The 13,135-nt window shown below is 65.3% G+C and carries 10 protein-coding genes; 8 read left to right on the top strand and 2 right to left on the bottom strand.

Going from position 1 to position 13,135, the window contains the following annotated elements; genetic code table 11:
• The first annotated feature begins 114 nt into the window (after positions 1-114).
• From C8348_RS15790 to C8348_RS15755, 8 genes are all read left to right on the top strand, one after another.
• The gene (locus C8348_RS15790; RefSeq protein WP_106754331.1) at positions 115-1,635 is read left to right on the top strand and encodes a sugar ABC transporter ATP-binding protein; all 1,521 of its coding nucleotides are present in this window, start codon (positions 115-117) and stop codon (positions 1,633-1,635) included.
• Positions 1,636-1,664: 29 nt separating this feature from the next.
• Positions 1,665-2,645, top strand: a complete 981-nt coding sequence (locus tag C8348_RS15785) for an ABC transporter permease (RefSeq protein ID WP_106754414.1) — start codon at positions 1,665-1,667, stop codon at positions 2,643-2,645.
• Between the two features lie 21 nt (positions 2,646-2,666).
• A complete protein-coding gene (locus tag C8348_RS15780; RefSeq protein ID WP_106754330.1) occupies positions 2,667-3,647 on the top strand; it encodes a sugar-binding transcriptional regulator in 981 nt (326 codons plus the stop codon).
• The gene (locus C8348_RS15775; RefSeq protein WP_106754329.1) at positions 3,637-4,632 is read left to right on the top strand and encodes an aldo/keto reductase; all 996 of its coding nucleotides are present in this window, start codon (positions 3,637-3,639) and stop codon (positions 4,630-4,632) included. The genes C8348_RS15780 and C8348_RS15775 overlap by 11 nt, the downstream gene beginning before the upstream one ends.
• A gap of 63 nt (positions 4,633-4,695) precedes the next feature.
• Positions 4,696-6,438, top strand: coding sequence for a glycerol-3-phosphate dehydrogenase/oxidase (locus C8348_RS15770; RefSeq protein WP_106754328.1), 1,743 nt, complete (start codon positions 4,696-4,698; stop codon positions 6,436-6,438).
• Entirely contained in the window at positions 6,429-7,271 is an 843-nt protein-coding gene (locus C8348_RS15765; protein WP_106754327.1) for a class I fructose-bisphosphate aldolase, read from the top strand. The genes C8348_RS15770 and C8348_RS15765 overlap by 10 nt, the downstream gene beginning before the upstream one ends.
• Positions 7,252-8,760: an FGGY-family carbohydrate kinase gene (locus C8348_RS15760; protein WP_106754326.1), complete on the top strand. Its 1,509-nt coding sequence runs from the start codon at positions 7,252-7,254 to the stop codon at positions 8,758-8,760. Before C8348_RS15765 ends, C8348_RS15760 begins: the two co-directional genes overlap by 20 nt.
• 139 nt (positions 8,761-8,899) lie before the next feature.
• Positions 8,900-10,510 (top strand): GMC family oxidoreductase, encoded by a 1,611-nt coding sequence (locus tag C8348_RS15755; RefSeq protein ID WP_106754325.1) that lies wholly within the window; start codon positions 8,900-8,902, stop codon positions 10,508-10,510.
• 7 nt (positions 10,511-10,517) lie between these two features.
• Here the strand turns inward: C8348_RS15755 and C8348_RS15750 are convergent, their stop codons facing one another.
• Positions 10,518-12,008 carry an aldehyde dehydrogenase family protein gene (locus C8348_RS15750; protein WP_106754324.1) on the bottom strand — a complete coding sequence of 497 codons (1,491 nt, stop codon included), beginning with the start codon at positions 12,006-12,008 and terminating at the stop codon, positions 10,518-10,520.
• Entirely contained in the window at positions 12,008-13,117 is a 1,110-nt protein-coding gene (locus C8348_RS15745; protein ID WP_106754323.1) for a mandelate racemase/muconate lactonizing enzyme family protein, read from the bottom strand. The genes C8348_RS15750 and C8348_RS15745 overlap by 1 nt, the downstream gene beginning before the upstream one ends.
• Positions 13,118-13,135 lie beyond the last annotated feature (18 nt).

Raw genomic sequence — 13,135 nt, 5'->3', positions numbered from 1 at the left:
ATCAGGTCTGGTCCACGTCACGGACCTGGACACCGGCGGGGGCGTCCCACTAGCGCCCGCCGGTGGCTCAATCAGACGAAAGCCGGCAGCAGACCGGCGTCAGGGTAGGAAGCCATGACCAACGATGTGATCCTGCGGATTTCCCGGGTTGCAAAATCCTTCGGTGCCATCAAGGCCCTTCGCGGTGTCGATTTTGAGCTGCGGCGCGGCGAGATCCACGCCCTTGCCGGCGAGAACGGCGCTGGCAAGTCGACCTTGATGAACATCATCGACGGTATTCTTCAGCCCGACAGCGGCGAGATCGTCTTCGACGGCAAGCCGGTCCGCATTTCCTCGCCGACCGAGGCCCAGGAGATGGGTATCGGCTTCGTGCACCAGGAAATCGCCCTGTGCCCGGACGTATCCGTTGCCGAGAACATTTTCATGGCGGCCACCAACACCAGCCGCCGCTTCCTGATGGATTACCGTGCCCTGCAGCGCAAGGCGCGCGAGATTCTCAGCGAACTGACTGACATCGATCCGGCCACGCTGGTGAGCCAGCTGTCGATTTCCAACCAGCAGCTCGTCGAGATCGCCAAGGCGCTGACGCTCGACTGCCGCGTCCTCATCCTGGATGAACCGACAGCGGCGCTGACGGAAAAGGAAGCACAGTCCCTTTTCGCGATCATGCATCGCCTGGCCGAGCGCGGCATCGCCATCATCTATATCTCGCACCGGATGGTGGAGATCTTCGACCATTGCGACCGGGTCTCCGTGCTGCGCGACGGCCAGTCGATCTGCACCTACAACGTGGCCGAGGTCGGCCCGCGTGACGTGGTCAACGCGATGGTCGGGCGTGTGCTCGACACGCTCTATCCCGACAAGCAGACCGAGGCCGAAAAGTCGGACGAGGTCGTCCTCAAGGTCACCAACCTGTCGGATGCCGGCGCGTTCGCTGATGTGTCGTTTGAACTGCGCCGCGGCGAGATTCTTGGTTTCGCCGGTCTCATCGGCTCTGGCCGCAGCGAGATCGTCCGGGGAATTTGCCGACTGGAGGGCGAAGCCACTGGAACCGTTACCCTGTGCGGCCAGCAACTGAAACTGCGCCATTACCAGGACAGCATCGCCGCCGGCATGGTCTACCTGTCCGAAGACCGCAAGGGCGACGGCGTGTTCCTCGACATGTCGATCGCATCGAACGTGTCCGCGCTCGCCGTGGACCAGGTGGCTGGCCGCCTCGGCATCATTGACCGGGGCAGGGAAGAGACCCAGGCCGGCACGCTCGGGCGTCGCCTCAACCTGAAATGTGGCGGGCTCGCCGATCCGGTGTCCTCGCTGTCGGGGGGCAATCAGCAGAAGGTGGCGATCGCCAAGATGCTGTCGGTCAATCCGCGGTTGATCTTCCTGGATGAGCCAACCCGCGGTGTCGACGTGGGTGCAAAGGCCGAGATCCACCGCATCCTGCGCGATCTCGCCCGTTCCGGCGTCGGCATTCTGGTGATCTCCTCGGAACTGCCGGAACTGATTGGCGTCAGTGATCGTGTCCTGGTCATCCGCGAAGGACAGATCAGCGGCGAGGTCACCGGTGCGGACATGACAGAAGAAAACATCATGCACCTTGCTGCGGTGCATGAACGGCAAGAAATCACTGCCTGAGGGAGGGCAAGGTGCAGAAAACCCTGGAAATGGCCACTCCGGCCGCGGCCGCCCCGGCGGTTCACCCGCTGATGAAGCTTCTCCGCATGCGCGAGACTGGCCTCATCCTCATCATCGTCGCGATGTTTGTCGTGATGTCCTTTGCCTCGCCCTACTTCCTGACCTGGGTCAACATCCGCGCCATGGTGATGGCCTTCGCGGTCGAGGGCATCGTCGTCGTCGGCATGACGATCCTGCTCATCTCTGGCGGTATCGATCTCTCGGTGGGCTCAGTCACGGCGCTGGCGATGGTCGTTGCCGGCTGGCTGTTCCTGCAAGGGGTTGATCCCTGGGTGGCCTCTGCCATGGCCATAGGCCTGGCAACGGCCTGCGGTGCCTTCATGGGCTTCTTCGTCACCCGTGTCGGTCTGCATCACTTCATCGTGTCGTTGGCCGTGATGGTGATTGCCCGTGGCATCTGCCTCTTGTTCACCGGTGGCCGCCCGCTCGGACTTTACTCCCTCCCGCCCGAGTTCAAGTTCATCGGCCAAGGCACCATTGGTCCGATCCCGCTGGTCATAATCATCTTCGTGGCCGTTGTCCTCCTGTTCGATTTCATGCTCCGCCGCACGGTCATGTTCCGCAAGGTGTTCTACACCGGCTCAAACGAGAAGGCCGCTGCCTATTCGGGCATCCGCACCAAGCGCGTGGTATTCCTGACGACCACCCTGTGCTCGGCCCTCTGTGGTGTTGCCGGTGTCATCTACATGGCCCGCTTCGGCTCTGCCCAGCCCACCTTCGGCCTTGGCATGGAACTGAACGTCATCGCCGCAGCCGTCATCGGCGGGGCGAGCCTCAAGGGCGGGTCCGGCACCATCTTCGGTGCGATCCTGGGTGCGGTTCTCCTCTCGGTTGTCTCCAGCTCCCTGGCCCTGCTCGATGTGTCTGTGTACTGGCAGGACATCATCCGCGGCACCATTTTGCTGACTGCGGTGACGATCGACCACTATCTCGGCAAGAGCCGCAAGTGACGGCAAGGCGGAGCGACGACCATGGCTGAGCGCAACCTCGACTTTGAACTGGCCCGGCAGATCCACACGGTGCTCGTGCTGCACTTCCTGGAAGGTCTGAAGCAGTTCGAGATCGCTGAGAAACTCAACATGTCCACCTCCAAGGTGAACAGGCTGATCACCCAGGGCCATCGTCTCGGCATGGTCAAGATCAGCATCGAAAGCCCGTTTGCCCGTCTGACCGATCTGGAAAGCCAGCTGGTCGGCGCGACGGGGCTGGGCACGGCCGTCGTCGCCCCCACGGTGTCCGGCAATGCGGAGACCACGCTCAAGCAGGTTGGCCTGGCTGCGGCCAATCTGCTGCTCGAAAGCCTGCGTGATGGCGACGTGCTTGCCATCACGGGCGGCAAGGCCGTCAGTGCCGTGGTGGACAACCTCAATCCCGAGCAGGAGCTCGACATCACTGTCGTGCCCCTGACCGGCGGGGTGCAGGGCAAGTACTACACCGACGTCAACCATCTGGTGACGCGGATGGCCGAACGCCTCGGCGGCAAGGCCATGCTGGTGCATGCCCCGCTGTTTGCCGAAAGCCGGACGCAGTGCGACATGGTCAAGAACATGGCTCCCATCAAGGAAGTCTTCGACCTTGCGCGCAGTGCCACCGTCGCGCTTACCGGCATCGGTTCGATCGAACCGCTCGGGTCAAGCTATTACGATCTCAACCCGGTCCCGGAGTCGGATCGCAAGATGCTGGTCGGCCTCGGGGTTGCCGCTGAATTCATGGCCCATCTCGTTGGCGAGACGGGCGTCATTGCGGACTATGAGCTGAACTCCCGCCTGGTGGCCCTGTCCCCCTCGGAAATCAGCTCCTGCCGGAAAGTGATCGGCGTTGCCGCGGGCCTGCAGAAAGTGCGTCCCGTGCAGGCGGTGCTGAACGGCAAGTTCATCAATTCATTGGTCATGGACGAGGAGGCGGTGTCCGCTCTTCTCGCGGAAATGGGAAGGATGAAGCATGTCGCGTGAAATGCTGACGCGCCAGATCGGCCGCTCCGGCATCGAGGCCTCGGCCATCGGTCTCGGCACTTGGGCCATCGGCGGCTGGATGTGGGGTGGCACGGACGAGGCTGCGGCCATCGAAGCCATCACCGTCTCGCTCGACGAGGGCGTCACCCTGATCGACACCGCCCCGGCCTATGGCAAGGGTCTTGCCGAGGAAATCGTCGGCAAGGCGCTGAAGGGCCGCCGCGACAAGGCCGTGATCGCCACCAAATGCGGCCTCGTCTGGCACACCCAGAAGGGCAACCACTTCTTCGACTATGACGGCAAGCCGGTGCACCGCTACCTTGGCCGCGACGCCATCGTCTACGAGGTCGAGCAGAGCCTGAAGCGGCTCGGCACCGACTATATCGATCTCTACATCACCCACTGGCAGGACCCGACCACGCCCATCGCAGAGACGATGGCGGCTCTGGAGGACCTGAAGAGCCAGGGCAAGATCCGGGCAATCGGTGCCAGCAACACATCGGTTGCCGAGGCCGAGGCCTATGTCGCGGCCGGACAGCTCGATGCGCTGCAGGAAGAATACAGCATGGTCAAGCGCGACATCGAGGCGTCGCTGCTGCCTGTCTGCATCCGCAGCAATGTCGCCATGCTGAGCTACTCGTCGCTTGCCCTGGGGTTGCTCAGCGGCACCGTCGGACCTGACCGCGTCTTTACCGGCGACGATCAGCGCAAGGACAACCCGCGCTTCTCGCAGGCCAACCGCGTCAAGGTTGCGGAACTGATGGAAGAGGTCGGACCGATCGCCGAAGCGCACGCGGCAACCAAGGCCCAGGTCGTCATCGCCTGGACGCTCAGCCAGCCCGGCATCACCTTCTCGCTCTGCGGCGCGCGCAACGCCGCCCAGGCGCAAGAGAACGCCGCCGCCGGCCGTATCCGTCTGCGCGAGCATGAGGTCGCAACCATCAGCAAGGCTGTCGAACGCCACCTGGTCGGCCTCGACGCCTGACAGCACGGCACCACGTCAATCACAGGGAACGCCGGACCGGATGGTCCGGCGAAGGGTGAAGTCATGTCTGCGCAACGGCAGGAACTGATTGATCGGGTCCGGGCGGATGGTGCCTTCGACGTGCTTGTCGTCGGCGGCGGCATCAACGGCCTCGGTGTCTACCGGGAACTGGCGCTCCAGGGGCTGAAGGTCCTGCTGGTCGAGCGCAACGACTTCTGCTCAGGCTGCAGCGCCGCACCGTCACGGATGATCCACGGCGGTCTGCGCTACCTGGAGAACGGCGAGTTCGATCTCGTCAAGGAGTCGCTTGAGGAGCGCGATGCCCTGCTGCGCAATGCGCCGCATATGGTCCATCCACTGCCGACAACGATCCCGATCACGACGTTGTTTTCCGGACTGTTCAACGCCGCCAAGACGTTTCTCGGCGGCAAGAGCAAGCCATCGGCCCGCGGCGCGCTGCCGATCCGCATTGGTCTCACCCTTTATGATCTGGTCACGCGGCGCCGCCGCCTGTTGCCCAGGCACAGCTTCCGCTCGGCCCGCGCGACCTTCGCCCAGTGGCCGGCCCTGCTGCCGTCCTTGAAATACTCCGCCACTTACTACGACGCCTGGATCTCGCACCCGGAGCGCCTCGGCCTTGAGCTCGTTCTCGACACTACAGCGGCATCGCTAGCGTCTGTCGCGCTGAACTATGCCGAACTGTCATCGGGCCCCCAGGGGTTCCATGTGACCGACCGCGAAACCGGAGCTGTACTCAGCGTCAAGGCAAAGGCGGTCGTCAACGCCACCGGTGCGTGGCTCGACGAAGCGATCAACCAGCTCGCCGCTCCCGATCCCCAGCGCAAGCCGCTGGTCGGCGGCACCAAGGGCTCGCATCTGATCCTCGGCAACGCGGCGCTGCGTGATGCGCTCGGCGGCCACATGATCTACTTCGAGAACAGCGACGGCCGCGTCTGTATCGTGTTTCCCTATCTCGGCAATGTGCTGGCCGGGTCGACGGACCTGCGCGTCGACAAGCCGGAGCGGACGCGCTGCGAGCCGGACGAGCGGGACTACATCCTCAATTCGCTAGGCCTGATCTTCCCCGGAATTCCCCTGTCAGAGGCCGACATCCTTTATTCCTACAGCGGCATCCGGCCGCTGCCGGTCAGCGACCAGGACTTCACCGGCCGCATTTCACGCGGTCACTTCACCCAGCGCCTTGCTGGCACTGAAAGTGGTCAGCCACCGCAGTTCTGCATGGTGGGCGGCAAGTGGACGACTTTCCGCGCCTTCGCCGAACAGGCGGCCGATCAGGTGCTGGCCGAACTCGGCCATGCGCGGCGGCTCGGTACGCACAACCTGCCGATTGGCGGCGGCGCAGGCTTTCCCACGTCCGGCGGCACGCTCGCCGGATCGCTTCAGGCCGAGTTCAATCTCGATGCCGCCCGTGCCGCCCATCTCGCCGGGACCTATGGCACCCGCGCCCGCACCTTCCTGCGCTTTGCGGCCGGGCGGTCCGATGACACGCCGCTGGCCGATGGCGTCGCGGTGACCGGTGCCGAGATCGTCTGGCTGCTTCAGGGTGAACATGTGCTGCATCTGTCGGATCTCGTCCTGCGCCGCACTGCGCTAGCCATCACGGGCGGGATTTCCGGCGCTTTGATCGAGGCCATCGGCGCGATCATGGCGCGCGAGCGCGGCTGGTCTGCCGCCCGCACCGGCCGTGAATGCGAGGCCCTGCGGCATGAACTTGCCACCTATCACGGCGTCAGCGCCGAAACACTTGACCAGAGATCCCTGAGGAGGACCAAGGAATGCGTGTGAGCAACAAGGCCCGGATGAACCGGCTGTTCCGCAACGGTGGCTGTCTGGACGTTGCCATTGATCACGGCGTCTGCAACGAGCCGTCCTTCCTCGTCGGCCTTGAAGACATGGCCGGCGTCATGGACACCCTGATCAAGGCCGGCCCGGATGCCATCCAGTGCGCCTACGGTCAGGCCGACCTCCTGCAGCGCCGTCCGGAACGCGACAAGCCGGCCCTCGTCATGCGCATCGACATGGGCAATCCGTACAATGCGCAGCGCCACCGCGTCATGTGGTCGATGCTGCAGAACCGGCACGAGCCGATCATCGGCGCGCTCGAGATGGATGCGGCCTGCGTCGTGGTGAACCTGTTCATGCTGCCGGACGAGCCGGAGCTGTTCCGCCAGTGCGTCGAGAACATTTCCCGTGTCCGGGCCGATTGCCAGAAGTACGGCATGCCGCTCATGATCGAGCCGCTGGTGATGCTGCCCAATGACGTGCGCGGCGGCTATCAGGTGGATGGCGACGTGGAGAAGATCGTGCCGCTCGTCCGTCTGGCCAGCGAATTGGGAGCGGACATCATCAAGGCGGACCCGACCGACAATCCGGAAGACTTCCACCGTGTCATCGAGGCGGCCCGCGTGCCGGTGCTCGTGCGCGGCGGTGGCAAGGAAGACCTGAAGGTGGTGCTGGCGAAGTCGGCCGCGCTGATGCGCCAGGGCGCGCAGGGCATGGTCTATGGCCGCAACATCTACCAGCATGCCAACCCGAAAGCCGTTGTCTCGGCCCTGATGGCGATCATCCATCAGGGCGCGGACGGCGAGGAAGCCTGGGATGTCTACAACCGTGGCTGAGGCGGCGACCTATCTTCTCGGCCTTGATGCCGGCAACACGGTCATCAAGGCCGTGCTGTTCGATCTGGAAGGACGCCAGATCGCCATGCACGCGATCGACGGCACCTCGTCGATCCCGGCGCCCGGCCATGCCGAGCGCGACCTGAACGAACTCTGGGCCACGGCCCAGGTCGCGATCCGCAAGACCATCGAGACGGCGGGGATCGATCCCCGCCGCATCGCCGCCATCGGCTGCGCCGGTCACGGCAACGGGCTCTATCTGGTCGACGCAGCCGGTGCGCCGGTCGTCGGCATCCAGTCGCTCGACACCCGGGCGGCCGGCCTGTCGGCGAGCCTGTCTGCTGCCAACGGCGATGCGCTGCACCGGCTCTGCCTGCAGAAGCCGTGGCCGTCGCAGACCCCGGTCCTGCTGGCCTGGATCAGGCAGCACCGGCCGGAGCTCTACGCCCGCGCCGCCACGCTGATGCTGTGCAAGGACTTCATCAACTTCCGCCTCACGGGGGAGCGCACCAGCGACATCTCGGACATGTCCGGCTGCGGTCTCCTGCGCCTGCCGGAGGCGGTCTATGACCGCGATCTCCTGGCCCTCTACGGGCTGGACGACGCAGAGGGCCTGCTGCCGCGCCTGGTCGATCCGGCTGCGGTTGCCGGCCGGGTGACGGCAGAAGCTGCCGCTGTCACGGGCCTTGCCGAAGGCACGCCTGTGGTGGGCGGGTACTTCGACGTGGTCTCCAGCGCGCTCGGCTCCGGCGTCGTCGATGCCGGCGAGGCGTCGATCATCGCCGGCACCTGGTCGATCAACCAGGTCTTTTCCGCCGCGCCCGTGGTCGATGACAGTGTCTTCATGGTCACCGCCTTCGGTCCGGGCCGCTTCATCAACATCGAGTCCAGCGCTACTTCGGCCGCCAATCTCGAATGGTACGTGCGCAGCTTCGTCGAACGCGGCCACCACCATGACGATCCCTTTGGCCACTGCAACGACCTGATCGCCGCCGTCACGCCGGCGGAAGACGATCCAATGTTCCTGCCGTTCCTTTATGGCTCCGGCCAGGGGGCAGGGTACCGCGCCGGCTTCTTCGGCCTTGCCGGCTGGCACGGCGAGGGTCATGTGCTCCGCGCCCTGTTCGAGGGCGTGATGTTCGAGCATCGCCGCCACATCGAGGTGCTGCGCGATGCCGGCGTCAGCTTCGGGTCCGCCGTCCTCTCGGGCGGTGGCTCGCGCAGTCCCGTCTGGCCGCAGATGTTTGCCGACGGGCTCGGCGTGCCGCTGACCGTGGCCGAGGCCCGCGAGACCGGCGCCCTTGGCGCGGCCATCGGCGCTGGCGTCGGGGCAGGGGTCTTTGCCACCTACGAGGACGGTGTTGCAGCCATGACCCGGCCGAAGGCCAGCTTCACGCCGGATCCGGCCATGTCGGCCCATTACGACCGCCGCTATCAGCGGTTCCAGGCGCTGGTCGCAGCCCTGAAACCGTTCTGGACGGCACCCTGACCCAGACAGACATCCCCGGGGCTTTCCCCGGGGACCAACGCCCCGGAGCCTTGCGCCGGACCGGCCCCTGCCCGCACGCCTGCGGGCAGGGCAGGGCCGCCGTCTGCTCCCTTGGCGGCAACAGACCGGATGGACGATCATGACCCAGGCCGAGGCCCTTGGCGGCTCCTTTGACTACATCATCGTCGGTGCAGGCACGGCGGGCTGCGTGCTCGCCAACCGCCTCACCGAGGACGGCAAGAGCCGTGTCCTCCTGCTCGAGGCCGGCGGCTCGGACAATTACCACTGGATCCACATCCCGGTCGGATACCTCTATTGCATCGGCAACCCGCGCACCGACTGGATGATGCGCACTGCGTCGGAACCGGGCCTCAACGGCCGCAGCCTTGCCTATCCGCGCGGCAAGGTTCTGGGCGGCTGCACTTCCGTCAACGGCATGATCTACATGCGCGGCCAGGCGGCCGACTATGACCACTGGCGCCAGCTCGGAAACCCCGGCTGGGCCTGGGAGGACGTGCTGCCCTATTTCCTCAAGTCCGAGGACCATCACGCCGGCCGGACCGACCTGCACGGGTCCGGCGGCGAATGGAAGGTCTCGCGCCAGCGGCTCACCTGGGACATCCTCAAGGCGGTACAGCAGGGCGCAGCCGAATTCGGCATCCATCCGCGCGAGGATTTCAACGACGGCTCCAACGAGGGCACCGGCTTTTTCGAGGTCAACCAGACCAAGGGCGTGCGCTGGAACACGGCCAAGGGCTTCCTGCGCCCGGCGCTGAAGCGCAGCAATCTCACCCTCATCACCCACGCCGAGGTCGAGCGCCTGCTTCTGGACGGCACCCGCGTCACCGGCCTTCGCTTCCGCCACAAGGGCAGGGCGCATGTCGTGCAGGCCGGGCGCGAGGTCATCCTTGCAGCTGGCGCCATCAACACGCCCAAGGTGCTCGAACTTTCCGGCATCGGCGATCCGGACGTGCTTCGCCCGCTCGGCATCCCCGTCAGCCATGCCGCCCCCGGCGTCGGCAAGAACCTGCAGGACCATCTGCAGATCCGCACCGTGTTCAAGGTCCATGGCGCGCGCACGCTCAACACGCTGGCCAACAGCCTTGCCGGCAAGGCCTGGATCGGGCTGCAGTATCTTGCCGCGCGCAGCGGACCGATGAGCATGGCGCCGAGCCAGTTCGGCATGTTCACCCGCTCCGATCCGTCGCTGGAAACGCCGGATCTCGAGTATCACGTGCAGCCGCTCTCCACCGACAAGCTCGGCGATCCGCTGCATCCCTTCCCGGCCATCACGGTGTCGGTCTGCAACCTCAGGCCCGACAGCGTCGGCACCTGCCACATCGCAACCGCCGACCCGGCCCGTCAGCCCGACATCCGGCTCAACTATCTCTCCACCGCCAATGACCGGGACGTGGCCGTGCGCTCGATCCGTCAGGCCCGGCAGATCATGTCGGCCAAGGCGCTTGCCCCTTACCGACCCGAAGAACTGCTCCCGGGACCAGCCGTCGGCACCGACGAAGAGATCCTCTCCGCCGCCGGCAACATCGCCACCACCATCTTCCATCCCGTCGGCACCTGCCGCATGGGCACGGATCCGGCCGCCGTCGTCGACCCGAAACTGCACTTCAACGGCCTCTCCGGCCTGCGCATCGTCGACGCCTCGATCATGCCGAAGATCGTCTCCGGCAACACCGCCTCCCCGGTCGTCATGATCGCGGAAAAAGCTGCGGACCTGATCAAGGCCGGGTGAGGCTGGTTCACCCGATCCGCGCGGCGATGCTGCGGGTGCGGCAGTAGGACAGGAGCCCTTCAAGGCCCTTTTCGCGGCCGAATCCGGAGCGTTTTGTGCCGCCGAAGGGCACTTCTATGCCGCCGGCGAAATACTCGTTGATGTAGATCTGCCCGGCATCGATCCGGCGCGCGAGCCGGTTCGCCTTGGCAAAGTCGCGCGTGAACACGCCGGCGACGAGGCCATACTGGCAGTCATTGGCCAGCGCCAGGGCATGCTCCTCATCTTCGGCCACCTGTACCGTCAGCACCGGGCCGAAGATCTCCTCGCGCACCACTTCGTCGTGCGGCCTGGCCCGGTCGATGATCGTCGGCGTGTAGAACCAGCCCTTGGCCGTTTCCGGGTCCGTGGCCGTTTCCCCGCCTGTTGCAATCTCCAGCCCGGCAGCGCGGGCGCGGTCAACGAACCCGGCGATCTTGCCAAGATGCGCGGCCGAATTCACCGGTCCCATGTCTGGCCGTCGCAAGCCGTGGCCAAGGCGCAGGGCCCTCGCCCGTCGCACCAGATCCTCGACAAATCCGGCGTGGATGCCGCGCTGGATCACCAGCCGTGAGCCTGCCGAACAGATCTGCCCGGCATTTTCGAAGATCGCGCCCATGACATTGGCCAGCGCCAGGTCCCGGTCGGCATCGTCCAGCACGATCACTGGCGACTTGCCGCCCAGTTCCAGAACCACACGCGTCACATGCTCGGCGGCCGTCCGCATCACCGTCTGGCCCGTGGGCACCGAACCGGTGAAGGTGATGTGATTGATGTCCGGGTGGCGCGTCAGTGCGGCCCCGATTTCGCCGCCCGTTCCGGTGATGACATTGCAAACGCCGGCGGGAACTCCGGCCTCGTGCAGGATCTCCGCCAGCAGCAGCGCAGTGAAAGGCGTCTGCTCTGCCGGCTTGGCGACAACGGTGCAGCCGGCGGCCAGCGCTGGAGCGATGCCCCGGGCCGCTGTCGAGAGCGGATAGTTCCAGGGAATGACATGCGCGGTCACACCCACCGGCTCGTGGACCGAATAGCCCAGATAGTCAGGCCCGAGCGGAAAGCTGTCGCCCTGCAGCTTGTCGCAGGCGCCGGCGTAGTACTCGAAGGTGCGCGCGGCGCCGCGCACATCGCCGATGGCCTCCTGCAGCGGCTTGCCGCTGTCGAGGCTTTCGGTCACGGCGAGACGGTCGAGGTGTTGCAGGATCAGCTGCGAGGCCCGCTGCAGGATGCGTCCGCGCGCAGCCGGCACTGTGTCGCGCCAGCCCGGAAAGGCCCTGGCCGCGGTCGCCACCGCCTGATTGGCGTCCGCCTCGGTGCCCGCTGCAAATTCGGCAAAAGCCTCGCCCCGGCCCGGGTCGAAGCTTTCCATCATCCGCCCGGCGAAGGGCGCGGTGAAGTGGCCATCGATGAAATGTCCCGTCGGCAGTCCGGCCAGCGTTCCGCTGCGCAGGACCTCGTTGGCCAGTGCCTCCAAGCCAGACATCACTTCGCTCCCAGTTCGCTGATCCGGTAGCTGGAGCGCGCCAGCCAGTCCGGATTGATCTCGATGCCCCAGCCGGGCGCGTCCGTCACGGTGGCATGGCCATCGACAATGTCATAGGGCGAGTTGGAGAACAGGCCGTACTGCCACGGGTAATAGTCCGCTTCCTCGATCGAGAATTCGAGATACTTCCCGGGGTTCGGGATGGCGCGCAGCAGATGCATGGTGAACAGCGTCACCAGCGACCAGTTCGCCGCATGCGGCGTGCAGGGGATGCCGGCGGCATGGGCCATCTCGGCCACTTTCATGGTCCGCCACATGCCGCCAAGATAGCACACGTCCGGCTGGATGATGTCGACCACCCGGCCATCGATCATCCGCTGCCAGTCGACCAGAGAACAGTCCTGCTCGCCACCGGTGACATCAATATCCAGCGCCTCGGTGACCTGCCGCGTCTGGTCATAATGCCAGTAGGGGCAGGGCTCCTCGTAATGCGAGATGCCATTGTCTTCCAGGAACCGGCCGATCTCGATGGCCTTGGCGGGCGAGTAGCAGGAGTTGGCGTCCACCAGCAGGCTGGTATCGTCGGCGAAGGTCTTGCGGATGAGCGGCACGATCTCCTCGGTCCGGCCAGGCCACTCGTCGCGGTCATGGCCGCACTCCGACCCGATGCGGAACTTGAAGGCATCAAAGCCGAACTGATCCTGCAGCTTCTTCAGGCGCTTGGCCTCAGCTTGAGGCGTGATGTCCCGCTTCATTGACGAGGCATAGGCCCGTATCTTGCCAGGCGTGCCGCCAAGCAATTCGCAGACCGGCTTGCCCTCCAGCTTGCCGCGCAGGTCATAAAGCGCCGTGTCGAGCCCGCCCATTGCCCGGCGCAGGTAAGAGCCGGGGAACTTGTGCTCCCGCTCCGGGATGATCTGCATCAGATGGGCGATGTCGAAGGCGTCCTGGCCCAGCGCGTAAGGGGCGACCTGCCGATGCACCACCTGTGCCGTGATATCGGCGTAATAGGGCGCGACCTGGCCCCATCCCTGGGCGCCGGTCTCGGATGTCACGCGGACGAAGCAGACGAATTCGTTGGTGAACGTTTCGATCGCCTTGATTTTCATGGGGTCAACTCTCGACGG

This window comes from Pannonibacter carbonis (genome assembly GCF_003012935.1).
Classification (GTDB): Bacteria; Pseudomonadota; Alphaproteobacteria; order Rhizobiales; family Stappiaceae; genus Pannonibacter; species Pannonibacter carbonis.
Note: the sequence above shows the minus strand (reverse complement) of the source record. Positions and strands in the feature narration are given on the sequence as shown.